This is a genomic window from Citrobacter sp. Ca225 (assembly GCF_030337175.1).
Taxonomy (GTDB): domain Bacteria; phylum Pseudomonadota; class Gammaproteobacteria; order Enterobacterales; family Enterobacteriaceae; genus Citrobacter_A; species Citrobacter_A amalonaticus.
The window spans coordinates 85,378-111,600 of sequence record NZ_JAOWCD010000057.1 but is presented as its reverse complement, the minus strand read 5'-3'; the positions used below and the strand labels follow the sequence as shown (position 1 = coordinate 111,600).

Below are 26,223 nucleotides of genomic sequence, written 5' to 3'. Positions count from 1 at the left end.
CGCTTATCCGACCTACCGTTCGTGGAGATTTGTCGGCCGGATAAGGCGTTTACGCCACTATCCGGCACAATACCGTTACGAACGTTTATACAACGGCAACCAAATCACCAGCCGTAAACCGCCCAGCGGGCTGTCTTCGGCTTTCACCCAGCCGCGATGCTGCTGAATGGCGGTTTCTACAATTGCCAGACCCAGACCGGTGCCGCCGGATTCGCGATCGCGTGCTTCATCGGTGCGATAGAACGGGCGGAAAATCTGCTCACGGTCTTCCGGGCTGACGCCAGGACCATCATCATCCACCGTGATCGTAATTCCGTCTTTATCCACTGCGAAGCCGACTTCAATCTTCGAGTGTGAATAGCGCAGGGCATTACGGACGATGTTTTCCAGCGCACTTTCCAGCGCGTTCGGGTTTCCGTACAGCGGCCACGGTCCCGGCGGGAAATTCACCGTAAGCGATTTGCCCATCTGTTCGGCTTCAAAGGCGGCATTATCCAGCACCTCACCCCACAAATGATTGGCTTTCATCGTTTCGCTGACCAGCGCATTTTTCTGCTGATTGCGCGACATGACCAGCAGATCGTTGATCATGCTGTCCAGACGCTGCGCTTCCGTCTCAATACGCTCCAGCTCCTTACTTTCGCCGCTGCGACGACGCAACAGCGCGGTCCCCAGTTGCAAACGGGTGAGCGGGGTTCTCAGTTCGTGTGAGATATCAGACAACAGACGCTGTTGCGTGGTCATCATCCGCTCCAGCGCGGTCACCATCTGGTTAAAGCTGGCGCCTGCGGCAAGAAATTCCTGCGGACCGGCTTCCAGTTCCGGATGCTGACGCAGGTTACCCTGAGCCACCTCATCCGCCGCGTTTTTCAACTTACGTGCCGGTTTTGCCAGGCTCCACGCCAGCCATAACAACAGCGGAGAACTGACTAACATCGTGACAATCAGCAACAACAGCGGGCGGTCAAACAGCAGGTTGATAAAATCGGATTGGGAACTGCTGGCTGGTCGAATCAGGTAAAGCTGGTAGTTATCTTCCCCGTCTCTGACGGAGAAGGGCCCCACCATTTCAACGCGACCGTACTTTTTCTTCTGCGGATGATCGGCGTTATCCGCCTGACCAATAAAGTTACGAATGATCTGCATTTCGCTGCGTTCAGCGCCGATCACGCGTCCTTCTGTAGTCACAAGCAATAACCGCTGTCCTGGCGGCGCCCACTTGTCAATCGCACGGAACAGGCGACGCCACCACATCAAATCATTGGGTGGATCGTTCGCGAGTTCAGCTTCTACGTGTTGCTCAATCATTAACCCCTGGCGCTGTTCGCTGTCCAGTAGCTCGGTCATCTGGCGTGAGTCGAGCTTGGGTAACATCAGTACCAACATCAACACCAGTGCCAGCGTCAACCAGAAGATGGCAAAGATGCGCGCGGTTAAGCTCCCTATCATGAAGCGGAAACCATCAGATAGCCGCGACCACGCAGAGTTTTAAACCACGGATGCCCGTCTTTCCGCTCCGGCAGTTTGCGCCGCAGGTTGGAGATATGCATGTCGATGGCACGGTCGAAAGGCGTCAGGCGTTTACCCAGCACTTCCTGGCTCAAATGTTCACGCGATACCACCTGGCCGAGATGCTGCGCCAGCAGATAGAGCAGGGTGAATTCGGTACCAGTTAACTCCAGCGTCTGACCATCAAAGCTGGCTTCCTGGCGGCCCGGGTTAAGGCTAAGGGCATCCACTTCCAGCGTCGGCGAGCCGTTATCGCTGCTCTGCTGCTGCTCGCTCCAGTGCGAACGACGCAGGATCGCGCGGATACGGGCGACCAGTTCACGATCGTTAAACGGTTTCGGCAAATAGTCATCTGCACCCAGCTCAAGGCCGAGTACACGATCCAGTTCGCTGCCGCGGGCGGTCAGCATAATTACGGGCGTCTGGTGTGTCTGGCGAAGCGCTTTCAACGTATCGATACCGTTTTTCTTCGGCATCATCACATCAAGCAAAAGTAAATCAATGCTGTCGTCCAGAAGCTCAAGCGCCTGCTCCCCGTCATGGGCAACCAGCACATTGAAGCCTTCCATTTCGAGCAGCTCCTTTAACAGGGAAGTCAGCTCTCGGTCATCATCAACTAACAGGATTTTATTCATTGTTTAAGTACCTCCGAGGCAGAAATTACGTCATCAGGCGTCGCTAATCCATGACTTTACGTTGTTTTACACCCCCTGACGCATGTTTGCAGCCCGAATCGTAAACTGTCTCTCGTTGAATCGCGACAGAAAAGATTTTGGGAGCAAATGATGCGCAAAGTTACCGCTGCCGTCATGGCCTCAACGCTGGCACTCAGTACGGTTAGCCATGCAGCTGAAGTCGTTACAGGCGATAACTGGCACCCGGGAGAATCCTCTGCGCCGCGCACTGTACAGAGCCATATGTTTGACGGCATAAGTTTAACCGAACATCAACGTCAACAGATGAGAGATCTGATGCAACAGGCCCGCCATGAGCAGCCGCCTGTTAATGTTAGCGAAATGGAGACGATGCATCGTCTTATTACTGCAGAAAATTTTGATGAAACCGCTGTACGCGCTCAGGCAGAAAAAATGGCGCAGGCACAGGTTGCCAGACAGGTCGAAATGGCCCGCGTTCGCAACCAGATGTATCGCCTGCTTACCCCCGAGCAGCAAGCGGTTTTAAACGAGAAGCACCAACAAAGAATGGAGCAATTGCGCGACGTGACGCACTGGCAAAAAAGTTCTTCGTTGAAGTTATTGAGTAGTAGCAACTCACGTTCCCAGTAGTAAACCCTGTTTTCCTTGCCATAGACACCATCCCTGTCTTCCCCCACATGATGTGGGGGTTTTTTTTATCAGGTACTTAGAAAAAATCCCTTATAAATCAATCCTCCTTTCAACAGCCATAAGCAGTTACAAGAAGGATATAGCGTTACGGGTGTAGACAAGATGTAGACAACATTGTCACACCGCCAGACCACCGCCGAGAGGGTTTAACGTTACTGCGTGTTGCAGGTAATCAGGTGCTAGGTGAGCATAAACCATCGTCTGTTGTATGCTGGCGTGCCCAAGAATTTGCTGTAACGCAATAATGTTCCCACCGTTCATCATGAACCAGCTTGCGAACGTATGCCGAAGCACGTGCGTGGCCTGCCCGCGTGGTAAATCGGGCTTAACCTGTCTGAGCTGTTCGCAGAAGTTTTCATAGTCAACTTTGAACAGTGGCCCGGTGTCGCTGGTCTTGATCTCTTTTTCCAGTTCTTCCGAAATCGGAACCGTACGCTTTTTCCCGTTTTTGGTCTTAAGGAACGTTACGCGCCCGTGGTTAACCTGCTCACCTCGCAGTGTGCTGCCTTCACCCCAACGAGCGCCAGTGCTGAGGCATAGCAGTGCTACGCGTCGATCATCGCCGGTCAGAGTATCCAGCAATCTGCTGATCTCTGATTTGGCGAGATAGGTCATAGCTGGCAGCGCTTCTTTCAGTGGTTCCAGACCCTTGCAGGGGTTTTCCTTTCTGAACTCTTCCAGCTTTATCAACGTGCTGAACATCCCGGACAAACGGTAAATATCCCGGTTGATCGTTGCTGCGCTGATACCGTCTTCCAGCCGTTGGCTTCGGTGCTGTGCAATCATTCGTTTGTTCAGTCGGTTAACGGCTGGATCACCCAGCGCCCTGATTGTTTTATTCAGGTGCCGCTTTTCAATCTCGCCATTTTCCTGAGTCTGTCCATACAGCAGCCACCAGGTATCTAACAACTCACTTAAGGTGCGGCGGTCAACGCTCGCGCCCAGCCATTCTTTTTTGTCGGCGTTGGCTAATACATAACGCTCAAAAAGAACTGCCTCTTGTTTCTTCTCAAATCGCCTGCGGATACGTTTTCCGTTACGTCCGCGCGGCCATACGTCCACTTCATATTGACCACCTTCGAGCTTCTTAATCGACATAAGAAAGCCCTCCGGCGTTTATTTCCCCATCCTGATAACAGATAGTGAAAATGTAATGTTTATAAACAGTTAACCAGTTTGTTTCTCGGAGCGGTCTGATCCAGTTGACTCTGGCCCAATGTGTGCGAGGGCCGGTGCGATTTGACCAGCTTGAGGGGCGGTCTTATCTGTCATAAGCCAGAGCGTGTATTTTGCGAAACGTGAATGCTGAGTGATCTTAAGCAAGATATCGCTACCAATACTCTCCACTCTTCCTGTCTCGTAATACTTCTGCGTGCCAGCAGGTATTCCTGTTAATTCAAAGAATTGCTGCCTTGTTAACCCCTCCGCATCCCTGATAGCTCTGATTTTTTCACCCACGCCGCTTGACGGGGTAGGGATCTCTACCATAACATTCTCCTTAAGGGTGGTAATCTCTACCATGAGCAACCGCCAATATAAGCAGTTACAAGCCGAAATAAGCGCCTAGCGCCGTTGGGGATTATGACACATGACAGAGAAAGAGTTGGAGGGGTTCATTGAAGTGCGTCACGCCGTTGACGCGGTTCCATACCCTAAATTTGCCGAGTTAATCGGTAAGAAGCCCGCCACGGTTAAGAGCATGATTGATGATGGTAAGTTGCCGATCATCCCGTGGAAGAACCCGGAAAGCCTGGGCGCCCGTGCTGAGAACTGGATCTATATTCCTGAGTTCAATCGTGCAATGCGTGACGCCTACTACAACCGTCCGAGAGAGCAGCGCGACGCTTGGTTGCTGTGGATCGGTCTTTGAGGTTATCGCGATGAGCCAGAAAACAGCCAACCACGAAAACCGGGTGCGTGAATGCAACGACATTCTGGACACCCATTTAAAAGATATGCAAACGGGCTTCATGATTCGCACCAATAGCGGCGAATTTATGATCAGGGATAAAAAGCTGATTAAGAAAATAACCAAAGACGTGGCCCGCCATGTTGATGGTGAATTGCTTAAATTGGGAATGTGAGGGGGATTTTGTGGCTGTGCAATTAATACAGTTAAGTCGTCACTCATATTTATATCGTGGCTTCACGATTCAAAAGTGCCCGCGTAATCCATTTACGTTTAAGCACTCTTATCGTATTTCCAGCAATGGCGATTATTACGGGCGTGACTTTGCTTTAGCGGAAGCCATGCGCACGGTTGATCAGATGTATAAGCAAGGGGGCAGTAATGCACGATGAAGGCCCATCACTGGCAAGCCTGCTTAAGCACGGGTGCCAGGTTACACACTTCAAAAACTCACGCGGCTGGCTGGAAACACCAGACGGGCAATTCTTTAAACCTGAGCCTAGCAAGGTTCAATTTATTAAGGGAATGAGTAAGCCCTTTGTTTATACGAAGAAGATAAACAAAGGATTGCTTTTTAACCTTGTTAATTCTTTGAGAGATTTAATCGGCTAACAACGCCAGTTAAATAGTAATTAAAAAACAGTCTTCACTGACGTTACTTAATTAAGTGATGGCGCTTTCACTCATCCTAAAAAGGATAAATAGCATGTTTAATAAACTGTTTGGAAAAAAAGTAGCAGCGGCAAAAGTTGAACTTAAGAAAGTGGAAAATCGCGATCTTATGGAAGCTATTGTCGGCGGTTGTCTTTTGGTATCTGCCGCCGATGGCGAGATCGAAAAAGAAGAAACCAGCAAGCTGGATCAGCTTATCCGCTCTAACCCGCGCCTTGCGCATTTCGGCAATGAAATTACATCCACCATCAACCGCTATACGGAACAGCTTGAAGCTGGCTTCCGCGTTGGCCGCATGAACATTTTGCGCGAAATCGACGACATCAAAAACGATCCGAAAGAAGCCGAAGAAGTCTTCGTCAACATGCTGACTATCGCCGAAGCGGACGGCCAGATCGAACCAGAAGAACAGAAGGTGCTGGAAGAGGTCGGGCGCCGTCTGGGGCTGCGTGTTGAGGATTATCTCTGATGCTGCGCGTGCTGGATTCACTACGTCCGGCGCTGGCCCTGCTGTTGGCCTTCATGGTCGTAGCAGTGGATTTCACCAGCTACCTGCTTTCGGTGATTGGCGACGCCTTCTTCGTTGGCGCTCTTCTTCTCCTTGTCTGGCCTGCCCTCAAGTCAGCTAACCAATCAGCGGATCACCAGTAACAGATTGCCGGGGAAACCCGGCAATTTCTGAGGCTTCGAATCATGACTAAACGCGATCAATATAACTTCATCCTGCACGTTCTCTTACCTGCTGTTGAGCGTGAAGGGCTGACGATTAAAACCCGCCGCGATGGTGAGTTAACCCTTTCTTCTGACGATCCCTCTGTTTCCTGCTTTATCGACGACATGCGCCAGCGCCTTACCACGGCGTTGCAGCGTCCGGCTGTTCCATCTTCCCCTTACGGAGTCCTATAAAATGATCCGCCCGTTCATCAAATGGGCAGGGGGTAAAACCCGTGTCCTTCCTGACCTGCTGCCACACCTTCCTACAGCCGACTGCCTGATCGAACCGTTCGTAGGCGGCGCGTCGGTATTTCTGGCGACTGAATACCGCCGCTATGTGCTGGCTGATATCAACCCGGATCTTATTAACCTGTATCGGGAAGTCACCCGTTACCCGGACTTAGTGATCGATGCGGCCCGCGAACTGTTCAACAGTAAGAACAGCCCGCAGGGATACAACGAAGTCCGCGCCGCGTTCAATAAGCAGGTGGGTACGGTAAAAAGCGGTGGGTTGCGTTATGGCGCTGAAATGGCGTGCATTATGCGCGCTGCTCAATTCCTGTATCTGAATCGCCACGGTTATAACGGCTTATGCCGATACAGCCGGAAGACCGGCTTTAACGTGCCGTTTGGCAAGTATAAGAGCGTCTACTTTCCAGAAAATGAAATCCGCCTGTTTGCCGAAAAGGCCAACGATACAAAGGCAATATTTCTTTGCGCGCCGTTCCAGCGTTCTCTACAGGTCGTCACGGGTGGCGATGTTCTCGTTTACTGCGATCCGCCTTACCTGCCTGAAAGCAAAACAGCCGATTTTACCCAATACCACACCGAACCATTCACGGAAGACAACCACCGCCAGTTAGTCCAGGCACTGCTGGAAGTTAACCGTAAGCATGGCGTGAAGGTCGTCATTTCCAACAGCGACACCGAAGCCACCCGCGCGATTTATCAGCCCTTCAAGATGCACGAAATCAGCGTGCAACGTTCCGTCAGCACTGACAAAGACAACCGACAGAAGGCCAAAGAAGTGATCGGCGTGCTGCCTGTCTGCGACTGCTGCGGGCGTTACGGCGGCGGTTGCCCTGATTGTGGCGCCGTGATGGGTGATGCGACTTACAACGCGATGGTTGCGGCGGGCACGTTTGACGATCTGGAGGCTTTTTAATGGCAAAAATTTATATCGCTGGCCCGATGAGCGGTTTGCCTGGATTCAATCGGCAGGCATTTAACCGTGCAGCCGGGCACGTAGTGCGACGCGGAAACGTTGCCCTTAATCCGGCGATTTTGCCGGATGGATTAGAGCAGGCGGAATACATGGATATTTGCTTCGCCATGTTGCGTTGTGCTGACGAGATCTTCTTGCTGGATGGCTGGCAGCAGTCTGCCGGGGCAAGAGCAGAATACGCGTTAGCTCAAAAGCTGGGGTTGAAGATCCAGCACCAGACGATCGATCGGTTCACGGGGGCGTAATGACCGCCGTAACCCGTGGCCGTCGCGCGCCCTCTCCACCTCCACCGTATCCGGGTAGCGCTGACAATGCTATCCCTTACGCTTATGGCGGGAACAAACCATACCAGCCGATTGGCGTTGATGTAGCGCCGGGGCTGGATGGTTTCGACTATCTCACGCCGGACGGCACGCGTAAGCATATTGCGTTCAGTGAACTGGTAGCGGAAGACGAAAAGCCGGAACGCAGTAAGCTGCTGCGTCGCCGTCTGGCTTCTCTTCCGCAGTATATCCGCCGTCACTTTGCCGCGAAGCTGGATGCGCTGGACGCGAAAGACCGTAAAGCGGCAGATCTCTGGCTGGTTAATACCTTTGAGCGCCACGTATTAACGCGTATTGATAGCGTCAACAGTGTTTACCAGCCTGACACTGTGATGCCCGGCATTCTGCTACCAATCCGCGATCAGCTTTTCCGTATGCTTTGGGCAGGGAAAAAAGAGTTAAAAAGACTGGCTTATACGCTTGCCGATATCTTTACGAGCGAGTTTATACGCGAGTCCGATCACCAGTTGGCGCGCACCGGCGATCCTGAGTTCGCGGCGCTTTCTGGCTATGGCCGTATTGCGTCGCTGGCGGTGCATCTGAAAACGCCGATCCCAGGTTGGACAGCATATTGCAATGAAGAACTTGAAGCGGAGGACGCGTTACGCGCGGTTCTCCGTCTTGAGTCACCGCAGTGGTGGTTAAACCGCCTGCGCCGTATCCATGCCCGGTGGCGTGAGCATTTGATGATCGCAGCGGGATACGTCCAGAAAAAATCTTCCCCATACAGTAGCGCCCCGTGCCTTACGGAATGGCTGGCCCAGAAAAAGGCTAACCGTGAATACCTCAAGGCTATGGAACTGGAAGACCAGGACACGGGCGAGCGCATTTCACTGATCGATAAAGTCGCCGGCAGTGTTGCCAATCCGGCCAACCGTCGCCGCGAACTCATGACGAGAATGCGCGGCTTTGAAGATCTGGCGAAGCTGGAAGGGTTGGCCGGTGATTTCTACACGCTGACAGCACCTTCCCGTTACCACTCCATGCAGCATAACGGGCGCCGCAATAATAAATACTGTGGCGCGTCGCCGCGCGAGACGCAGCAATATCTTTGCAAAGTCTGGGCGAGAACCCGCGCAGCTTGGAAGAGAAAAGGGATCCGCGTCTTTGGTTTCCGCGTGGTCGAACCGCACCACGATGCAACGCCCCACTGGCATTTACTTCTTTTTATGCGCCCGGAATGCGTCGAGCAGGCGCGCGAAATCTTCTGTAAATATGCCCTGAAAGAAGACGGCAACGAACCGGGAGCGCAGGAAAACCGCTTTCAGGTTGTGCCGATCGACGATGCCCACGGCAGCGCAACCGGCTACATAGCGAAATACATTTCGAAGAATATCGACGGCTTCGCGCTGGATGGTGAGAAGGACGACGAAACCGGGGAAGACCTGAAAGAAATGTCACTCCGCGTTAGTGCGTGGGCATCGCGCTGGGCTATTCGCCAGTTTCAGCAGATCGGCGGTGCGCCGGTCACGGTATATCGGGAACTTCGCCGCCTGGGCGATCGCGAACTGGTGTTACACCCTGAACTGGAAACCGCCCGGCAGGCCGCTAACGGTGGCGAATGGGATAACTACGTATTAGCCCAGGGTGGCCCGTTGGTTGAGCGCGATAAGCTGCGCATCCGTCTGAACTATGAAACCACTGAAAACGGCAACGCCTACGGTGATAACGTCCAGCGAATCACTGGTATTTACTGCCCGATTACGGGCAATGACTCTTTGATCTTCACCCGCACCACTCAATACAAAATCGTGCCGAAGCGCCAGAGCGCTGACGGTGTGGCCGTTGACGTTGGTTTTTCAGGCGGCAGCGCCGCCCCTCGGAGTTCTGTCAATAACTGTACGCGGGATCCCGCGGCAGGTGCTGACGGTGTTGAACATGCCGATCACGAAGTGGGCGAGACGGTGAATTTTGATGCTCTTTCACGGCAAGAAAAGCGGGAACTGGCGCAGCGGTTAAGTGACGATGTACGCGCCAAGCGGAAAACGCAGCCACCGGAACGGGAAGGCGGGGCCGGGCTATCCGTGAAAGAGCAGCAGATCAGTGAACTGCTGGCGCTACGTGGGATTGATGCCAGCGCCGGAATGGTCAGATCGATCATGGCCGGTGCGTCAGTGGCGTGCGGCGATCTTGTTATGACCGTGCAGGACGGGCGGCTGGTATCGTGCAACCGCGCCGCGTCGGGGCTGGATAAGCTGCCGTCGCAAGTGATGGCGGCGAAGCAAAAAACAAGCGATCTTGTGAACAGGATGAAAGCAGCATTTTCGCGGAACTAAGCCGATATAAGCCGCTCTAAGAAGCAATTACCCATTTTCCGCACAACCGAAATAGTTATGACTTTCGCCGTTTTCTGCTTATAGTGTGCGCGCTTTTGTGTCATAACTAAGCTAATAATAAATGGCATTTCGCTTACACACGCAGTTAGGAGGCTCTTATGACGAACCATAATCAGATGAGTCAGATATATTCTAAATTCGGCCGGGCCGGGTTTAATCTCTCTTACATCCGCAGGTTGTTGCCTGACTGGTGGGATGAGAAGCTTGCTGACACCCCATCAGGGCGCCAGTATGCGTGCCTGCACCTTGCGCGTATGTTTAGCATTCTCCCGGATAGCCTGAAAGATGGTAGCGAAGGGGTATGCTTTAACTTTGGTGGAAACCATAAATATAAACATCGCCAAAATGTAGCCGAGAACGATTTAGATATCGCTACTGCTGTTGCCTATACTGCGGCCGGTATTGTCGCGTCTAATTTCAAAGTCCCTTACGATGCCAGTGCAGTGCTGGATCCTTTGGCGATACGAACCCAGATTCTTACTAAGGAATCATGGGTGTCGCTAGATAGCCTAGTAACATACTGTCATTCGATTGGCATTCCTGTTGTTTATCTAAAATGCTTCCCTCAAGCTGCCAAAAAAATGGCCGGGCTGGCACTAATGAGTCACGGGCGCCCGGTGATTGTTCTTACTCAGCCTCAGAAATACGGCTATATGCTGTTTGATCTCGCGCATGAGTTAGGCCATATCGCCAGAGGGCATCTGAACGCAGAAAACGGGCAGTGCCATATTGATGCAAAAATTGAGAATGCTTCGACGGACAACGTAGAGAAAGAAGCCAACGAGTTCGCCTTCCAGGTCATTTCGGGGCAGAAGTCTTTACGTATCGTTCCTACCGCTGGCAGGTTGAATGGGCCAGGCTTGGCTCGCGCGGCTCAAAAGTTTGGAAGTGATAATCACATTGACCCAACTCACATCGCTTTAAATTATGGTTTCGCGCAGAACTGCTGGGGCGTTGCTGTTAACGCTGTTAAATCACTCTGCGCTGGTGAAGACTCAGATCAGGATTTTGTGAGGGCCATGATGAAAAGCGGGATGGATTTAGAAAATATTCACGAAGATGATCTTAAGGTTTTAGAAAATCTAATCGGGGAATAATAAGTGATTGTTCTTTCTGACAATGATGTCATTTTGAAGCTGGCCCAGTGCAATCTGTTATCACAACTGCCAGTGGTTTTTAATCAACCCCCCGAACAGATCTTCATTAACCCTGCTGCTCGTTTTCAGCTTCTGCCAAAAAATCCTGATAAAGCAATCAGGAAGTGTGGTAGTCAGGTTGTTTACGAGCAGGTGGGTGCCTTCATCGAATCTGTGCAGGATATCCCAGAAGTTCAGGACTCACAGCTTATTGAGCTTTTGGGGAGTGTGCCCGGAATTGATGTAGGCGAACAGCTATTGCTTGCATCGTGCATAGAGAACCCGGAAGCCATCTTCATGACAGGTGATCGCCGCTGTTTGAATGCAATTGTTGCAAACCAACCAGCCCTTGCCGTAGTGCATCAGCGCTTATTGGATGCCGTTGTTACATTTGAGTCGTCACTTTTGCTATGTGTCCACGGTACAGATCAGGCTCAAGTTTATGAAAATTTGGTGAGTAATCCAAAACCTGACGGCATGTTGAAATTGGCTCTTTCAAACGCAGGCGCTGCAATGTGCGAATGTATTTTTTCCCATACTCGTGAGTTTTACGATTACCTTGCCTTCAAAGATCGACTTCCTGATCGGGAGTGGGGAAGATAAAAAATTAAGGGCTAACAAAGCCCTTTTTTATTGCATCAAAAACAATGCAAAAAATTGCACGTAAATGCACAAAAATTTCGGCATTCGTATTGTCAGTGCAGACCAGACGGGGCGGGCCTTCCGGTGGTCTGCACATTTGCACAAAAAAGCGGGGTTTCTGCGTGCGGGCGAGGCGGGGGAATGAGCGCGCGCTGAGGGGTGGGATAGGGTCGGTATTATCTGCGCCGATTTTCGCGCCGCTGCGCCTCGCTGCTGCGTCGTTTTCGGTTCGTCGTGGTGGTTTGAGGCAAAAGAAAAGCCCCTGCCAGGGGCTGCTGAGGGGCTTACGTGCGGTGTGGTCAGTTGCGGCCGTGCTGGCCGTTCCACGGTGGTGGTGGGTGTGTCCGGGTTGGCGTCAGATCGCTGCCTGCAATAGTGCGTAAGGGGTGAAGCGCACCACGTCGATCCCCAGCCAGTCGTTTAACTCTTTCAGGCTTTCTTGTATCGGGGCCAGTTCGTTGATGGAAAACACCTTCGCCGCTTTCTCTACGTCGCCGAAGCCACCGGAGTTATTAGGCATTACCCCCATCAGAACGGGCGGCACGCGGTGCGCGGCTAGCAGGTCGTCGCGGGTGGCGTCTTTGATACCGGTAAACTCATCCTTCGCCGCCACCTGGCTGAACGGCATAATTTGCAGGCCGTCTTTTTTCCCGCCCGCCGCGTAGACAAACAGGTTTTTAAAGGCACCGTTGCCGCGTGCATCTTTCAGCGACTTCTTAAGCTTTTCCACATCGTTATTATTCGCTACCGGGTCAGTGAGGTAGACGATCACCCCCGCATGACTGCCGTTAATGTAGTAGTTGCGGCGAAATACCGTTGCTTCACCGTTCAGCATGGCGCTTTGTAGCGCGGCCAGATATTCCGGCGCGCCGTAGATCTCCTGGTGCGGGCTGGGGTTCTTGATCTGGCAGACGCTGCCAGGTTCGAACGCGTGATCGTCAACGTAGCGCGGAACAAACCAGAATTGCGCCGGGTCTATGCCGCGCCGCGTATATTTTGCCTGGCTGTGCCGCAGCTCGATCGGCTGGCCGAGTCGGTTGCGGCGGCATTCCATGTAACAGTTACCGAAAATTAAATAATCCTGCACCCAGGCGGTGAACTCCTGCCGGGTCAACAGCGGGTGCGGTATGTAGCAACTGGCGATAACATTGCGTTTAAATATCAGCGGTGACTGGTGATAGGCGGCAACGTCGAACATGCGCGCCAGCCCGTAGGGGCTGATCGGTGGTTCATACCAGCGGCCATTGTTATGGCATTCGAGGCACTCCATAAGAGACGCGCGATCGTTGACTGCGATCGGGTCGCCAAAGCTGAAAGATTCCACGCTTTCCAGCGGGGTGGCTGCGTTGCTGGCCGTGCTGGCTGGCGCAGCAGTTGGCGCCCTGAATTTCTTTTTGCCGCTCAATTAAAACTCCTCCACAAAACTGCCGTTATCGCCGGTCACTTCCGCGCCGATCGGTTCGTTGTAAATGCCCTGCATAGTTGCCCATGCCAGATCGCCGTGATTGCTGCCACGGGCCCGATCGGACTGGTAGGTAATAACGCCGCCTGCGGTGACTTTACGCACGGTCATAAACGACTGTGCGAGATCCATCATTCCGGCGTCGAACTCAAAGCGCCCGGCACGAATGACCATCAACATTTTGAGCACCATCGACCGCTTAAGAACCGGTGAATAGTTGTATTTAACCGCCTGCGGGAAGAACTTGATCACCAGTTGATAAACCGCATCGCCGATCCCTGTGCCGTCGATAGCAATGTGCTGCACGTTGTAGCGGGTGGTGATCTCTTTAATAAATTTGGCCTGCTCTTCGTACTCCATGCCGCGTAACTGGTGGCGTTCTACCGCGCGGAACTTACCACCCGGCACGGCTGGCGGGGCCAGCACAACCAGCCCGGCGCTGTCGCCTTTGCCGCTGCTGCCGTTGGGGTCATAGCTTACCCAGACAGGGCGATTACCCAGCGGACGGGGTGCAAACGGGTTCCAGTCCGGCCACGCGTCCGGCATGTAGCCATCAACGCCGCAGCCCAGAATTGCGTTGTAGTCGAAGGCGCGTTCCCCGGCTTTAACGAACATGCAGCCGTACAGGTTGGCGTATTCATCGGGGGAGTTCTCGTTACGGATTTCATCGGTATCAACCAGATCGAAGCCGAGCTTCACGGAGTCTTCCAGCGTGACTATCTGGCGCCAGATGTTATCCCCGCATAGCTTGCCGTTTTTCAGTGCCTTATAACTGGTGTCGATATCCACCCGATCGGAGCGGCGGCGGTTTTTATTGAACTGATCGCCAGTCCAGAAAGGATAGGCTTCATGTTCTTCACTGGAAGGCGTCGAAAAGTAGGTGCGGCGCAGTCCTTTTTGTGTCGCCATGCCTGCGGCCACTGAGCGCAGTTTGATGAAATTACTGATCCAGAAGGCTTCATCAAGGTACAGATCGCCGGTGTAGCTCTGGGCCGTCGCGGCGGAGGTGCCGAGAAAATACAGGATCGCACCGTTGCTTAACTCAATGGCATCACCGCCCTTAAGTTCTACTCCTATTTCCCTTGCCAGCTTCTGAATGAACCGCTTGAACTGGAACGCCTGGGCGCGACTGGCTGACAGGAATATCTGGTTATTTCCGGTTTCCAGCGCACGCAACAGCGCTTCGCGGGCAAAGTACCAGGTGGCACCAATCTGGCGCGATTTGAGGATAAAGCGGTTACGCCGGTTCCACTGTTTGAACCAGCGTTTTTGATGCTCGTATAGCGAATCAAAGACCAGGGCGCGAAGCTGGGTTATCTGTTCTTCGGTGAAATGGTTTTTCGGGGTCTTCGCCTTCTTCTCTTTCTCCTGGTCGCGTCGCTCATGCCGTTCAAAGCGGTCAAGCTGGCGCGCCAGCAGGTCAATTTCTTTGAAGTCCTTCGGGGTTTTGTCGTCCTTTTCCACCAGGCGCAGGTAACGAACGTGCGTGCGATCCTGCACCCGCTGCATGGGGGTGGCTTTATCCCATTCATAGCGGCGGCGCCAACTGTAGATCGTGTTAATGCTCACCCCGATTTCCTTAGAAATCTGAGTGATGCTAAACGCCTGCCAGTAGAGGCTTTTGGCTTTTGTGCTGAGGTCTTCGGCTGTATTCATGGCAACAGGCTATCGCGCTCGCGCGCGCAACAATATCGCCGCTGGTTGTCGCCTGAGTCCGACAAAGTGAAGGCTTTGCGCCTTCCGGCTGCAAAGGGAATGATTGGGGCACTGGTTAATATCAATCGCTTACCAACCCGGAGCTTTGTCACCATGCCAATGACAAATTTTTTCCGCGCCGCAGTAGAGGGCGCAACCTGTGACGGCCGAGTACTGGAACGTCAGCACATCACCGAAATGGCCGAACAGTACGATCCCCAGGTCTATGGTGCCCGCGTCAATCTGGAGCACATTTTAGGCTGGTCGCCGACAAGCGATTTCCGCGCGTATGGTGACGTGGTTGAAGCCAAAGCCGAAGAGATTGCCGAGGGCCCGTTAAAGGGCAAACTGGCGCTTCTGGTGAAGGTGGACGCCACGGACGAACTGGTAGAACTGAAAGGCAAACGCCAGAAAATCTACCATAGCATTGAGGTGCATCCGTCCTTTGCCGACACCGGCAAAGCCTACCTTATGGGGCTGGCCTGCACCGATAACCCGGCGAGCCTGGGCACCGAAATGATGAAGTTTTGCACCCAGAACGCCAGCGCCAACCCACTGGCCGCGCGTCACTACGCACCTGAATGCTTCTTCACTGAAACCCTTGAATCATCCCTCGAATTTGCGCAGGAAGAGCCGCCAGCGTCCGACACCGGGAAGAATTTCTTTTCCCGTATCAAGGAAATGCTGACCGGAACCCGCCAGCACTTCGATCGTGAAAATGGCGATATTCGCCAGGCGGTTGAACTGGTAGCGGAAAGCCAGGGTGAATTGCTGGACAAAGTGGAAAAACTGAGCGCAGGGCAGCTTAAGAACAAGCAGACCGCCGAAGCGGTGGAGAAGTTGCGCTCTGAGTTCGACGAGATGAAAGCGCAGCTTTCTACCCAGGACGCCAGCAAATACCGCCGCCCGGAAGCGACCGGGGCAACTGAAAAATCTAACGCCCAGCTTGCTGACTGCTGATCGCCGTCAGTAACGAAGGAACAGTACAGGAAAAATAACTATGCGTAATTCTACCCGTGAATTGTTTGATGCGTATCTTGAGCGACAAGCTGAACTGAATCACATCAACAAATCCCACGTAACAAAGGCGTTCAGCATTGATCCGAGCGTTGAGCAGACGCTTGAAGACAAGGTGCAGCAGTCTTCCGAAATGTTGAAGAAGATTAATATCTACGGTGTTAACGATCAGTCCGGTGAAAAAATCGGTCTGGGCGTGAGCGGCCCGATTTCCAGCACCAACAATTCCACCACCGATCGCCGCCAGCCTGTATCCGTCACGGCGCTGGATTCGAACAAGTACACCTGTAATAAGGTGAACGCGGATACTTTCGCCTCTTATGCGCAGCTTGATGCCTGGGCTAAATTCCCTGATTTCCAGCAGCGTCTGAGCAATCAGATCATTCAGCGTATCGCGCTTGATCGCATCATGATCGGCTTTAACGGAACCAGCTACGCGGATAAGTCCGACCGCAATGCCAACCCGCTTTTGCAGGATTGTGGTATCGGCTGGCTGCAACAGTACCGCGCGAACGCGCCGCAACGAGTCATGAAAGATATCACCGTGACCAGTCGCGACGATTCCAACCAGGTGATCGCTAAAGGTGATTACGGTAACTATGACTCGCTGGTTTATGACGCGGTTAACTCACTGATGGACGAATGGTACAAAGATTCGCCCAATCTGGTGGTGATCACTGGTCGTAACCTGACGGTTAGCCGTTCGTTCCCGATCATCAACGCCGTCAGCACCAATAACCCGAACTCCGAAGCACTGGCCGGTCAGTTGATTGCCTCGCGTAAGACGATCGGCAACCTGCCTTCGTTCATCGCGCCTTTCTTCCCTGATGGCAGCATGTTTATCACTTCGTGGGAAAACCTGTCGATTTACTGGCAGGAAGGTGCGCACCGTCGCCGTATCGTGGAAGAGCCGGAATATAACCGCGTCTCTACCTACAGTTCGTCAAATGATGCCTATGTTGTTGAAGATTACGGCTTCGGCTGTCTGATCGAAGGCATTACCGCCGCCGAACCAGCACCGGCACCATAAATCAGCGCAGGCCAGCTAACTGCTGGCCGCTTTGGGGGCATCATGTTGACACCTGCTCAACAACATTTTAACCGCGTGATGGCTGAACGCCGCCACGCCAGCCGTGAGCCGTCGCAGCTTGAAATGACGGCATACGAAACCATGCTTCACCGCCTGCGACTGGATAAAGCCCGTTTGAGCCGTGTCCAGTCCCAGAAGGCTAAAGCGGATTTAAAACGCGAACTCCTGCCGGACTATCAGCCGTGGATTGAAGGCGTACTTACGGCAGATTCCGGCCAGTCTGACGACGTGTTAACCACCGTCATGATCTGGTGCTGTGACTGCGGAAACATCGCCGAAGCCCTGCGCATTGGTCAGTACGTATTGCGCCATAAGTTGCCTATGCCGGATCAGTATCGCCGTACCACCGCCACCGTACTGGTGGAAGAAATTTGCGATCCCGTCCTGGCTGCATTCAAAGCTAACCCGGCTGTTGCGCCGGTCGCCGCTGACCTGCTGGAAGCGTTACGGGGCTTAACTCTGAACGAAGATATGCCGGATGAGGTGCGCTCAAAGCTGCTTAAGGCGCTGGGGTATACGCTGCGCCTGACTGACAACGTTGAATCGCTTACCGCTGCGGTTGAATACCTGCGCCAGGCGGCAGTGTTGAACCCGAAAAAAGCAGGCGTAACCCGTGATATTGAGCTTCTGCAACGTGCGCTTAAGAAGTCCGGGCAACCTGCTGACGGTGAGGGCGCAGACGGCAAGCCAGAAGCAAACAGCACCGAAACCCAGACGGCAACTCCGCCAGCCCAGCCAAAAGCGAAGCGGGAAACCAAAAAGCCCGCCGCTAAAAGCAAGCCGGCAGCGAAGAAAAGAACCACGACAGCCCGCCAGAAGGCGGCGTCATAACCGAACGTGCCCCCGCGCACCCAGGCGGCACGGCAGGCGAAAACAGGCAACGCCGCGTCTTTGTCCTGCCGTCCACCGCCTGACTTATACGGAGTAGAGATCATGAGTCTGGTAGCCACTGAGCCAGTACGGCCACCATCCGATCCTGTGCCTGATGATGGCGGTGCGAAAGTTGAAAGCCTGCCATTCTGGCCGGTCATTTCGCTGGCTGAACTACGCCGCGCGATGCGTCTTGATGGGCAGGTGACAACCGATCGCCTGATGTCGCGAACGGTGGAAGCGGTGGCCCATGTTAATGATCAGCTTTTCCTGTGGCGCCAGGTGCAGATTGATGCGGGCTATGAGTCATTGGCAGAAATTCCGGCCAGTCCGGTGAATGGCGCCTCCGTGAAGGTATGGCGCTATAAAAACGCCGTGTATTCACTCACTAAGGCGCTGTTGATTGAAGGCTACCGCGATATTGACACCACCAGTAAAGGCGAAGACCACGCGGCGGCATTGAGCACGCAGATCGATACGCTGTGGCGGGATGTGCGCTGGTCAATCCGTGATATCCAGGACGAAAGCCGGGGCCTGGCGGAGTTGGTGTAATGAACGTTCAGGCGCAGCAAAATGACACGATCGACCTGCTTTGCTGGCGCTATTACGGCAGAACAGCAGGCGTTACCGAGGCGGTGATCGATGCCAATAAGGGCATTTCCGCCGCCACTGAGTTGCAGACCGGGCAGATTGTCTACCTGCCAGAGATCCAGCCGCCAGCCCAGCGGGAAACCGTGCAGCTATGGGATTAAGGGGGAGGGTATGCACGACACACCACCGGGATTACTCGAACAAACAATGAAATGGATCGCTACTTATCTGCCGACACTGTTTGCGGCTGGTGCGGCGCTGAGTATTTCGGCGCTAATGAGCCTTTACGATGGGCAGTCTTTGCTTAAAACCGCCACCGGATCGCTGGTATGTGGGATTGTCACGCTTGCTGTGGCCGGTTCGCTGGAATATCTGGGGCTTCCGTCCAACGCAGTAACATTCGTGGGCGCCTCAATCGGATTTATGGGCGCGGATAAAGTCCGCAACAAAGTTACCGGGTTTATCGAAAACCGAATCGGAGGGATGAAAGGTGGAGATGAGCAATAACGGCATCAACATGCTGAAAGGCTTTGAAGGGTGCAGGCTGGCCGCTTATCAGGATTCTGTAGGCATCTGGACGATCGGTTATGGATGGACTCAACCCGTCAACGGCGTGCCGGTTGGCAAGGGCATGACCATTACGCAGGAAACTGCCGATAGCCTGTTGCGTAGCGGTCTGGTGCAGTATGAAAAAGGCGTTACGGGGCTGGTTAAAGTCACTATCAATCAAAATCAGTTCGATGCGCTGGTTGATTTTGCCTACAACCTGGGCGTAAAGGCGCTGGAAGGTTCCACACTGCTGAAAAAGCTGAATGCTGGCGATTACGCCGGGGCTGCGGCTCAGTTTCCAAAATGGAATAAAGCAGGCGGCAAGGTGTTGCCGGGGCTGGTTAAACGTCGGGAAGCCGAGCGCACGTTATTTCTGGCCTGATCATTTTTAACCGTGCTGGCCGTGCGTATCGAGCGCGGTCATTTTTGACAGTGCTGCAGCACGTCCGGTATTGACGGTGCGAGCTGGCGAGAGGTTTAGAGATGGGGTTGTCACGCTGGAAAGTGATCGTTTGTCTTGTGCTGGCCGCTGCTGCTGTTTGGGGTTTTAGCCACTGGCGTTACAGCGCCGGTTATGGTGATGCCGATCAGCACTGGCGTGGAGAGTGGGCGCAACGTGATGCACGCGACGCCACCGCGCTGGCGCAAAGGCAGGCTGAGGCCAGGGCAGAAGAACAACGCCGACAAGGTGAAATTGATGCGATCAGAAAACAAGCCAGCCAGCAGCTTGCTGGCGTGCAGGCTGATGCCGATCGTGCCCGTGCTGCTTCTCGTGGGCTGCACGACAGGGCCGACAAACTCGCCAGGCAACTGGCAGACCGTGAACGCGCCTGCGGTGCCGGAACTCCCGGCAGAAGCGAGGCAGAAACCAGCGGTGCCGTACTGCTCGCCGACCTGTTCCGCCGCGCTGACGATCGAGCGGGGCAACTGGCAAAAGATGCTGATGAAGCAAGAGCCAGAGGATTAGCCTGTGAGGCCGCATATGATGCGGTTACGTCAGGGAGGGATAAGTAATGCTTAAACCCGATTTGCTGCGGCAGATGATAAGCCAGCATGTGCCCTGGCTGCGAGAGAATCCCGATAATCTGGCTGTTTACCTGCGTAAAGGCCGTATGGTCAGCACCGGCCAGCGTGCTGCTGCGTTTGAGTATCGCTATACGCTGGAAGTGCTGGTGATGGATTACCCTGAATCTCTGGATACTATCAGCGTGCCGGTGCTGGCATGGGCGCGCTTATATCAGCCTGATCTGTTGTTTAACCCGGACAGGCAGCAGAACGGCATAACATTCGAAGCCGATATTCTGAGTAACAGCACGATGGACGTGCTGATCCAGATTCAGACTGATGAGGCAGTGATCGTCACCCGTGAAGATGGCGAGATCGTCACCCGTCACCGTGCTGACCCTGCGCCGGGGCCGGAAATTGGCGCGTGGTCACTGGTATTTGTTGATGAGGTCAGCGGCGAAACATGGCAGGACAACAAACCGATCCCCTCTTCCAGCAGTTAGACGACTGGCTAGCCAGCGTGGCCGCGCAGCTTTCGCCGGGGCACCGTCGCAAGCTGACGCGCGACGTTGCGATCGGGCTGCGTAAGCGTCAGCAAAAGCGTATCGCCAGCCAGAAGAACCCCAGCGGCGAAAGCTATCAGGCCCGCCGCCGCAAAATCCTTCGCACCCAGGGCGGGATAAAGTTCATATGGAATGATGAGGCCAGGGAGTTACGCAACTGGCGAACCACGGGCAGGGGTGAGCACCGCGCAATCACCGGCTATGACGTTGATCGCGGTGCCCTGCGCACGTTCTATAAGCGCGATATCCAGCGCTATATTGAAATCAATCTCAACCAGTCCAAGCAGAACCGCACCAGAAAGGATCCGATGTTCCGCAAGCTGCGCACCGCACGCTTTCTTAAGGCTTACGGTACGGGCGGCATGGCGGTGGTTGGATTTCAGGGGCATACCGCCGAAATTGCCAGCGTTCACCAGTACGGTGAAGTCGATAACGTGGTACCGGGTGCCCATGCACGCTACCCGGTGCGTGAACTCCTGGGCATGACCGAGGGGGATTTAGACTGGCTGGCCGATACTGTTGTAGCCTTCATGCAAGAGATTTGATTGTCACCAACCCGCCACAATGGCGCCGCGTTGTTTGCGCGCGCGCGACTCCTGATACTGACTGCATAACCCAAAAGCCGAAACGGTCGTAAAGCCTGCTACCGGGTGGAAGCGACGCCGGACAGCGTAACCGGCACCACGGGAAACAGTCAGCACTATGAATTTAAACGAACTCTACCGCCTTATCTGCAATCTCGCCCGTATTGGCACCGTGCTGGAAGTGGACACGGAAAAGTATCTTGCGCGCGTCGAAACCGGCGAGAACAAAACCGACTGGATCCGCTGGGCGGTGCCGCGCGCCGGTGAAGCCGTGACGTGGTGGGCGCCGACAGTGGGAGAACAGGTTTATATCTTGTGCCCCTGCGGTGAGATGGAAACGGCATTCATTGCCGGAAGCCTTTACAGCGAAGACGCACCGCCGCCAGATGATGGCGCTATCTCCTGCGTGATCCTGCACCCGGATGGCGCCCGTATCTCATATGACCCGGAGGCCAGCGCGCTGGTTGTCAGCGGGGTGAAAACGGCAAGCGTCACCGCGTCGGAATCCATTACCGCCACCGTGCCGGTGGTAACTGTCAAGGCAGATACGCGCGTTACCCTGGACACGCCGGAAGTGGTCTGCACCAACAAGCTGATCACCGCCACGCTGGAAGTACAAAACGGCGGGGAAATGAAGGGCAATATTACCCATTCAGGCGGATCGCTTTCGTCTAATGGTGTCGTTGTCCATTCGCACAAACATAGCGGCGTCCAGTCCGGTGGTAGTAATACAGGTGGCCCGGTATGAGTACAGCCCGTTACAGCGGCATGAATGCCGGTTCAGGCCATGCCATCACCGACAACGAGCATATAGCGCAGTCTATCGGCGATATTCTGTTAACGCCGATCGGTTCCCGCGTAATGCGCCGCGCTTACGGTTCGCAGCTTTTCAACCTGATAGATCAACCGGTCGATAACGCCATAACGAAGCTGCGCGTTATGTCTGCCATCTACAGCGCCCTGTATTTATGGGAACCGCGGATCTCTCTGACCAGTATCACCCTGAGCGCACCGGGTGCCGGTCGGCTGGTTGCCACTATCCAGGCCAATCGCACCGACAATCAGACGCCATTTAATGCCGATATCACATTGAGGGGCCAGGTATGAGCGGCACGATCGATTTATCGCAGCTACCGCCGCCAGTGGTGGTTGAACCGCTGGACTTCGAAACGCTTTTCGCGCAGCGCAAGGCCGCATTTATTGCGATGTACCCGGAAGACGAGCAGGAAGAGATCGCCCGCACGCTTGAGCTTGAATCGGAGCCGATCACCATGCTGCTGGAAGAGAATTGCTATCGTGAATTGCTGTTGCGCCAGCGGGTGAATGAAGCGGCCCGCGCGGTGATGCTGGCTTATTCCACGGATAGCGATCTGGATAATCTGGCGGTCAATTTCAACGTTGAACGTCTGACGATTCAGGAAGAAGACGACAGCGTTACCCCGCCTATTGAAGCCGTGATGGAGTCAGACCCGGATTTACGCACGCGTACCCAGCAGGCTTTTGAAGGTCTGAGCGTGGCAGGGCCAACGGCGGCATATGAGTTTTGGGGGCGTTCGGCTGACGGGCGCGTAGCTGATATTTCGGCGGTCAGTCCTACGCCTGCCTGCGTCACCATTTCGGTGCTGTCGCGTGAGGGTGACGGAACGGCCAGCGATGATCTGCTTTCCGTGGTCGCTGCTGCCCTGAACGATGAAGAGGTGCGCCCGGTAGCCGACAGGGTAACGGTGCAGTCTGCGGAGATCGTGCCGTATCAGATCGATGCAACGCTTTACATATATCCGGGGCCGGAAGCCGAACCCGTCCGGCAGGCATCGGAGCAACAGTTACAGGCGTATATTGCCGCGCAGAATCGCTTAGGGCGCGATATCCGTCTTTCAGCTATATACGCCGCCCTGCACGTCGAAGGCGTCCAGCGCGTGGAACTGGCGCAGCCTGTTGCGGATATCGTGCTGAGTGACTACCAGGCATCGCACTGCACCGAATACACCATAACGGTGGGTGGTTACGATGAGTAATGACCTGTTACCACCCAGCGCCAGCCGAATGGAGCGCGTCGCCGCGCGCGTCTGCGCGTCGTTGGGTGAAGTGCCCGTACCGCTGCGTCAGTTGTGGAACCCGTGGACGTGTCGGGCTGATCTGTTGCCCTATCTGGCGTGGGCCTTCTCCGTTGATCGCTGGGATGAGGCCTGGCCGATCAGCACAAAACGAAAGGCGGTGGCAGATGCGTTCTACCTGCATAAGTACAAGGGTACAACGGGCGCCATGCGCCGGGTTGTGGAGCCGTTCGGCTTCTTCATCCGGGTTAACGAGTGGTGGAACATCGACACCGCACCGGGCACCTTCACGCTGGATATTGGCGTGGAAGACCAGGGCATTAGTGAAGAAACCTATCAGGAGATTGAACGCCTGATCGCCGATGTAAAGCCATGCAGCCGCCATATGCTGGGAATGTCTCTTCACCTGCAAACAACCGGCGATCTGTATATCGGCGCGGGCAGTTATTCCGGCGATACGCTGACCGTATACCCGTATTTCCCTGAAACCATAGCCGTGGGCGGTGATGATTACACCGGGGCGGCAATCCATTTAATTGACACCGTGGAGATCGCAAGTGGCGACTAAATATTATGCTGTGCTAACCAATGTAGGCGCGGCGAAACTGGCAAAAGCCACAGCATTGGGTGCGCAGGTTGAGATCACCCAGATGGCTGTAGGCGATGGTAACGGCGCATTGCCGACGCCGAACCCGGCACAAACGGCGCTGGTTCATGAGTTACGCCGCGCGCCACTCAATACCCTGAGCATTGACCAGAACAACGCCAACCAGATAATTGCCGAACAGGTGATCCCAGAAGAAGTGGGCGGGTGGTGGATCCGTGAAATCGGTTTATTCGATGAAGACGGCGATATGATTGCCGTAGCCAACTGTGCGGAAACGTATAAACCGCAGTTGCAGGAAGGTAGCGGACGCGTTCAGATTGTTCGCATGATTTTGATTGTTAGCAGCACCGCCGCTGTGACGCTCAAAATTGACCCGTCCGTAGTGCTGGCAACTCGCGCTTATGTTGATTCTCAGATTATTAGCGCTAAATCCTATGCAGATGATTTGATGGGTACACATCTTGCGAGTGAGAATCCACATGATCAGTACCCATTGATTGCGAATGCTCTCAAAGAAATGGCCGACGCCGGATTGGTTGACGAGGTTCTCAAAAACCTTCGTTTGGGAGCAGGCGCTCCGGCAATAGGAATTCCGTTCTTCTGGCCGCTGGCGGCGATGCCAAATACCGTCATGGATGAATGGGAAAATATGGTGTTTCTGAAGCATAACGGTGCATCGTTTTCCGCAGCGGAATATCCAAAACTGGCGAAGGTCTGGACGGGGTTGGTAATCCCGGATATGCGCGGCGAATTCCCGCGAATCTGGGACGACGGGCGCGGCGTAGATAGCGGGCGTGGTCTTTTGACCAGCCAGGCGCAAGCAGTACAAAGACATAGCCACGATATCTCAATGGCGTACGGAACATCAGCGTCCGGTACGAAAGATGTTCTTGGGCAAAGTCCAAATTCTGACCTTATTCCAATAAAGGGTATGAATGGTGCCACTATATTTACGGGAAATGGCAATTTTTATTTAATTGATAACTCAACAACTACTGCTGAAACTCGACCAAGAAACATCGCATTCAACTTTCTGGTGAGGGCTAAATAATGAAACCGGTATTTGATAAAAATGGCCTGGCTATTGAGGCGGGTAAAATCCGCTGTTTTTATTACGACGCAGAGACTGGAGAATATACCGGCTGGTCTGACGAATTTATTAATGTTGGTGTTTCGATGCCCGGCGATTCAACTGATATCGAACCGGGTGAATTGGTCGCAGAAAAGGTGTATTTGTTCACCGGTACAGGCTGGCGACTGGAAGAAGACCATCGGGGTGAAACGGTCTGGTCAACTGCTGCCGGCAGCGCCGTCACCGTTGATTATATTGGCTCCGTTCACGATGGTTACACCAGCGTTGCACCGTCTACCCCATACGATGCGTGGGACGGGAAAAAGTGGGTAACCGATACTGAGGCGCAGCAGGCTGATGCCATAGCCAAAGCAGAACTGCAACGCCAGCAATTAATAAGTGTTGCGATGCAGTCTATCAGTGTCATTCAATTGAAATTGCAGGCAGGGCGAGCGCTGAGTGATGCAGAAAAAAATAAACTCAATGCGACGCTTGATTATATTGATGCGGTTACTGTAACCGATATAGCAACCGCACCGGATATTAACTGGCCTTTTCCTCCGGAAGCATAGGCCAGTCGGGTTTTGCTGTGTCAACGCGCATCAGCAGAACCCGGTATTTTTTCCAGTCAGCCAGCGCGTCAGTTTCCTCATCCGTCGCGATACCTGCATCAACAGCATCCTGTCGCCAGGCGATTTCAGAATCTGCGTTAGCTTTCAGATTCAACTTAATTGCTTCTGCGGCGGCTATTTTTTCCTCATATGTTGGGAGAGGAATATCAACCCATGCTGGCATGTTATAAACAACACCCCGCATTTTTCCTTCCGGCGGCTTCCCGTTAAATTCAGGCGGAGTATGCGGAACCTGGTCATTCTTGTGGAGGAGCTAAAGCAACGTTCCGTGAACTTCCGCAGCCTGACTGACAGTATTGATACATCAACGCCAATGGGGCGTTTCTTTTTTCATGTTATGGGGGCACTGGCAGAGATGGAGAGAGAATTGATTGTCGAGCGTACGCGTGCAGGACTGGTGGCCGCTCGCGCGCAGGGAAGGATTGGAGGTAGACGACCAAAACTAACACCAGAACAATGGGCGCAGGCGGGTAGGTTAATAGCGTCAGGGGAATCGCGCCGGAGGGTTGCTATAATTTACGATGTTGGAATATCTACGCTTTACAAAAAATTCCCAGCGACCAGAGATAAGAATTCCGGCACGCATGACCGGTTCTAACCGTGCTGGCCGTGTGCATCGA

At 53.8% G+C, this 26,223-nt stretch carries 35 protein-coding genes and 2 pseudogenes; 30 read left to right on the top strand and 7 right to left on the bottom strand.

From position 1 onward, the window contains the following. Positions 1 to 75: 75 nt before the first annotated feature. On the bottom strand, positions 76 to 1,449 hold the full coding sequence (cpxA, locus tag OGW13_RS06285) for an envelope stress sensor histidine kinase CpxA (RefSeq protein WP_044257455.1): 1,374 nt from the start codon (positions 1,447 to 1,449) through the stop codon (positions 76 to 78). After that, on the bottom strand, positions 1,446 to 2,144 hold the full coding sequence (gene cpxR / locus OGW13_RS06280; protein ID WP_001033731.1) for an envelope stress response regulator transcription factor CpxR: 699 nt from the start codon (positions 2,142 to 2,144) through the stop codon (positions 1,446 to 1,448). Before cpxR ends, cpxA begins: the two co-directional genes overlap by 4 nt. Before the next feature lie 150 nt (positions 2,145 to 2,294). On the opposite strand from cpxR, the gene cpxP reads away from it, so the two are divergent. Further along, positions 2,295 to 2,795 carry a cell-envelope stress modulator CpxP gene (gene cpxP, locus OGW13_RS06275; RefSeq protein WP_043001792.1) on the top strand — a complete coding sequence of 167 codons (501 nt, stop codon included), beginning with the start codon at positions 2,295 to 2,297 and terminating at the stop codon, positions 2,793 to 2,795. Between the two features lie 177 nt (positions 2,796 to 2,972). On the opposite strand, the gene OGW13_RS06270 is transcribed toward cpxP, so the two are convergent. Together OGW13_RS06270 and OGW13_RS06265 are read right to left on the bottom strand one after the other, a co-directional pair. Next, the gene (locus tag OGW13_RS06270; protein WP_287115809.1) at positions 2,973 to 3,953 is read right to left on the bottom strand and encodes a phage integrase; all 981 of its coding nucleotides are present in this window, start codon (positions 3,951 to 3,953) and stop codon (positions 2,973 to 2,975) included. Between the two features lie 69 nt (positions 3,954 to 4,022). Then, positions 4,023 to 4,343 carry a helix-turn-helix domain-containing protein gene (locus OGW13_RS06265; protein ID WP_000229411.1) on the bottom strand — a complete coding sequence of 107 codons (321 nt, stop codon included), beginning with the start codon at positions 4,341 to 4,343 and terminating at the stop codon, positions 4,023 to 4,025. A gap of 100 nt (positions 4,344 to 4,443) precedes the next feature. Here OGW13_RS06265 and OGW13_RS06260 point away from each other — a divergent pair, with 100 nt between their 5' ends. The 12 genes from OGW13_RS06260 (at position 4,444) to OGW13_RS06205 (ending at position 11,773) form a co-directional block, all read left to right on the top strand. Continuing rightward, positions 4,444 to 4,725, top strand: a complete 282-nt coding sequence (locus tag OGW13_RS06260) for a Cox family DNA-binding protein (protein ID WP_238058969.1) — start codon at positions 4,444 to 4,446, stop codon at positions 4,723 to 4,725. A gap of 10 nt (positions 4,726 to 4,735) precedes the next feature. Continuing rightward, positions 4,736 to 4,939 carry a hypothetical protein gene (locus tag OGW13_RS06255; RefSeq protein WP_016246742.1) on the top strand — a complete coding sequence of 68 codons (204 nt, stop codon included), beginning with the start codon at positions 4,736 to 4,738 and terminating at the stop codon, positions 4,937 to 4,939. Positions 4,940 to 4,949: 10 nt separating this feature from the next. Next, a complete protein-coding gene (locus OGW13_RS06250) occupies positions 4,950 to 5,156 on the top strand; it encodes a DUF4761 family protein (RefSeq protein ID WP_000290619.1) in 207 nt (68 codons plus the stop codon). Further along, positions 5,146 to 5,376, top strand: coding sequence for a phage filamentation protein Fil family protein (locus OGW13_RS06245; protein WP_048275527.1), 231 nt, complete (start codon positions 5,146 to 5,148; stop codon positions 5,374 to 5,376). The genes OGW13_RS06250 and OGW13_RS06245 overlap by 11 nt, the downstream gene beginning before the upstream one ends. 94 nt (positions 5,377 to 5,470) lie before the next feature. Next, positions 5,471 to 5,905, top strand: a complete 435-nt coding sequence (locus OGW13_RS06240; RefSeq protein ID WP_000482341.1) for a tellurite resistance TerB family protein — start codon at positions 5,471 to 5,473, stop codon at positions 5,903 to 5,905. Further along, complete coding sequence (locus tag OGW13_RS06235; protein WP_000946669.1) at positions 5,905 to 6,087, top strand: DUF3927 family protein; 183 nt, start codon at positions 5,905 to 5,907, stop codon at positions 6,085 to 6,087. Before OGW13_RS06240 ends, OGW13_RS06235 begins: the two co-directional genes overlap by 1 nt. A 42-nt stretch (positions 6,088 to 6,129) precedes the next feature. Next, positions 6,130 to 6,342 (top strand): hypothetical protein, encoded by a 213-nt coding sequence (locus OGW13_RS06230; protein WP_000166617.1) that lies wholly within the window; start codon positions 6,130 to 6,132, stop codon positions 6,340 to 6,342. 1 nt (position 6,343) lies between these two features. Continuing rightward, complete coding sequence (locus tag OGW13_RS06225) at positions 6,344 to 7,315, top strand: DNA adenine methylase (protein ID WP_000620903.1); 972 nt, start codon at positions 6,344 to 6,346, stop codon at positions 7,313 to 7,315. Further along, the gene (locus OGW13_RS06220) at positions 7,315 to 7,620 is read left to right on the top strand and encodes a DUF4406 domain-containing protein (protein ID WP_048275531.1); all 306 of its coding nucleotides are present in this window, start codon (positions 7,315 to 7,317) and stop codon (positions 7,618 to 7,620) included. The genes OGW13_RS06225 and OGW13_RS06220 overlap by 1 nt, the downstream gene beginning before the upstream one ends. Beyond that, a complete protein-coding gene (locus OGW13_RS06215) occupies positions 7,620 to 9,974 on the top strand; it encodes a replication endonuclease (RefSeq protein ID WP_287115808.1) in 2,355 nt (784 codons plus the stop codon). Before OGW13_RS06220 ends, OGW13_RS06215 begins: the two co-directional genes overlap by 1 nt. A 158-nt stretch (positions 9,975 to 10,132) precedes the next feature. Next, a complete protein-coding gene (locus OGW13_RS06210; RefSeq protein WP_052929074.1) occupies positions 10,133 to 11,131 on the top strand; it encodes an ImmA/IrrE family metallo-endopeptidase in 999 nt (332 codons plus the stop codon). A gap of 3 nt (positions 11,132 to 11,134) precedes the next feature. Beyond that, on the top strand, positions 11,135 to 11,773 hold the full coding sequence (locus OGW13_RS06205) for a hypothetical protein (protein ID WP_064165005.1): 639 nt from the start codon (positions 11,135 to 11,137) through the stop codon (positions 11,771 to 11,773). Positions 11,774 to 12,167: 394 nt separating this feature from the next. Here OGW13_RS06205 and OGW13_RS06200 read toward each other — a convergent pair whose 3' ends face one another. After that, positions 12,168 to 13,217 carry a phage portal protein gene (locus OGW13_RS06200; protein ID WP_181561891.1) on the bottom strand — a complete coding sequence of 350 codons (1,050 nt, stop codon included), beginning with the start codon at positions 13,215 to 13,217 and terminating at the stop codon, positions 12,168 to 12,170. After that, a complete protein-coding gene (locus OGW13_RS06195) occupies positions 13,218 to 14,930 on the bottom strand; it encodes a terminase large subunit domain-containing protein (RefSeq protein WP_287115807.1) in 1,713 nt (570 codons plus the stop codon). It abuts the gene before it with no gap. 153 nt (positions 14,931 to 15,083) lie between these two features. Between OGW13_RS06195 and OGW13_RS06190 the strand changes: the two genes are divergently transcribed. From OGW13_RS06190 to OGW13_RS06115, 16 genes are all read left to right on the top strand, one after another. Further along, entirely contained in the window at positions 15,084 to 15,929 is an 846-nt protein-coding gene (locus tag OGW13_RS06190) for a GPO family capsid scaffolding protein (protein WP_087855261.1), read from the top strand. 40 nt (positions 15,930 to 15,969) lie between these two features. Then, complete coding sequence (locus tag OGW13_RS06185; RefSeq protein ID WP_001246220.1) at positions 15,970 to 17,016, top strand: phage major capsid protein, P2 family; 1,047 nt, start codon at positions 15,970 to 15,972, stop codon at positions 17,014 to 17,016. Between the two features lie 42 nt (positions 17,017 to 17,058). Continuing rightward, the gene (gpM, locus tag OGW13_RS06180; protein WP_063159707.1) at positions 17,059 to 17,907 is read left to right on the top strand and encodes a phage terminase small subunit; all 849 of its coding nucleotides are present in this window, start codon (positions 17,059 to 17,061) and stop codon (positions 17,905 to 17,907) included. 102 nt (positions 17,908 to 18,009) lie between these two features. Further along, positions 18,010 to 18,498: a head completion/stabilization protein gene (locus tag OGW13_RS06175; RefSeq protein ID WP_087855252.1), complete on the top strand. Its 489-nt coding sequence runs from the start codon at positions 18,010 to 18,012 to the stop codon at positions 18,496 to 18,498. Continuing rightward, on the top strand, positions 18,498 to 18,698 hold the full coding sequence (locus OGW13_RS06170) for a tail protein X (RefSeq protein ID WP_087855251.1): 201 nt from the start codon (positions 18,498 to 18,500) through the stop codon (positions 18,696 to 18,698). The genes OGW13_RS06175 and OGW13_RS06170 overlap by 1 nt, the downstream gene beginning before the upstream one ends. 10 nt (positions 18,699 to 18,708) lie before the next feature. After that, positions 18,709 to 19,044, top strand: a complete 336-nt coding sequence (locus tag OGW13_RS06165) for a phage holin, lambda family (RefSeq protein ID WP_000543937.1) — start codon at positions 18,709 to 18,711, stop codon at positions 19,042 to 19,044. Beyond that, on the top strand, positions 19,028 to 19,468 hold the full coding sequence (locus OGW13_RS06160; RefSeq protein ID WP_087855250.1) for a lysozyme: 441 nt from the start codon (positions 19,028 to 19,030) through the stop codon (positions 19,466 to 19,468). Before OGW13_RS06165 ends, OGW13_RS06160 begins: the two co-directional genes overlap by 17 nt. Before the next feature lie 101 nt (positions 19,469 to 19,569). Continuing rightward, the gene (locus OGW13_RS06155) at positions 19,570 to 20,100 is read left to right on the top strand and encodes a DUF2514 family protein (RefSeq protein WP_087855249.1); all 531 of its coding nucleotides are present in this window, start codon (positions 19,570 to 19,572) and stop codon (positions 20,098 to 20,100) included. Continuing rightward, positions 20,100 to 20,594 (top strand): phage tail protein, encoded by a 495-nt coding sequence (locus OGW13_RS06150; RefSeq protein WP_000917106.1) that lies wholly within the window; start codon positions 20,100 to 20,102, stop codon positions 20,592 to 20,594. Before OGW13_RS06155 ends, OGW13_RS06150 begins: the two co-directional genes overlap by 1 nt. Continuing rightward, positions 20,555 to 21,199 (top strand): phage virion morphogenesis protein, encoded by a 645-nt coding sequence (locus OGW13_RS06145; protein ID WP_087855248.1) that lies wholly within the window; start codon positions 20,555 to 20,557, stop codon positions 21,197 to 21,199. Before OGW13_RS06150 ends, OGW13_RS06145 begins: the two co-directional genes overlap by 40 nt. Positions 21,200 to 21,356: 157 nt before the next feature. After that, on the top strand, positions 21,357 to 21,986 hold the full coding sequence (locus OGW13_RS06140) for a phage baseplate assembly protein V (RefSeq protein WP_287115806.1): 630 nt from the start codon (positions 21,357 to 21,359) through the stop codon (positions 21,984 to 21,986). Then, a complete protein-coding gene (locus OGW13_RS06135; RefSeq protein ID WP_287115805.1) occupies positions 21,983 to 22,345 on the top strand; it encodes a GPW/gp25 family protein in 363 nt (120 codons plus the stop codon). Before OGW13_RS06140 ends, OGW13_RS06135 begins: the two co-directional genes overlap by 4 nt. Beyond that, positions 22,342 to 23,253, top strand: a complete 912-nt coding sequence (locus OGW13_RS06130; RefSeq protein ID WP_016246759.1) for a baseplate assembly protein — start codon at positions 22,342 to 22,344, stop codon at positions 23,251 to 23,253. The genes OGW13_RS06135 and OGW13_RS06130 overlap by 4 nt, the downstream gene beginning before the upstream one ends. Continuing rightward, a complete protein-coding gene (locus OGW13_RS06125; RefSeq protein ID WP_088732422.1) occupies positions 23,246 to 23,860 on the top strand; it encodes a phage tail protein I in 615 nt (204 codons plus the stop codon). Before OGW13_RS06130 ends, OGW13_RS06125 begins: the two co-directional genes overlap by 8 nt. Continuing rightward, positions 23,850 to 24,950 carry a phage tail-collar fiber domain-containing protein gene (locus OGW13_RS06120; RefSeq protein ID WP_287115804.1) on the top strand — a complete coding sequence of 367 codons (1,101 nt, stop codon included), beginning with the start codon at positions 23,850 to 23,852 and terminating at the stop codon, positions 24,948 to 24,950. Before OGW13_RS06125 ends, OGW13_RS06120 begins: the two co-directional genes overlap by 11 nt. Then, positions 24,950 to 25,543, top strand: coding sequence for a tail fiber assembly protein (locus OGW13_RS06115; protein ID WP_287115803.1), 594 nt, complete (start codon positions 24,950 to 24,952; stop codon positions 25,541 to 25,543). The genes OGW13_RS06120 and OGW13_RS06115 overlap by 1 nt, the downstream gene beginning before the upstream one ends. Here the strand turns inward: OGW13_RS06115 and OGW13_RS06110 are convergent. Continuing rightward, a pseudogene (locus OGW13_RS06110) lies at positions 25,515 to 25,808 on the bottom strand (tail fiber assembly protein); the annotation flags it as partial. The gene OGW13_RS06115 and the pseudogene OGW13_RS06110 sit on opposite strands and share 29 nt — an antisense overlap. Positions 25,809 to 25,820: 12 nt before the next feature. Between OGW13_RS06110 and OGW13_RS06105 the strand changes: the two are divergent. After that, positions 25,821 to 26,201, top strand: a pseudogene (locus OGW13_RS06105) (recombinase family protein); the annotation flags it as partial. Between the last annotated feature and the right edge of the window lie 22 nt (positions 26,202 to 26,223).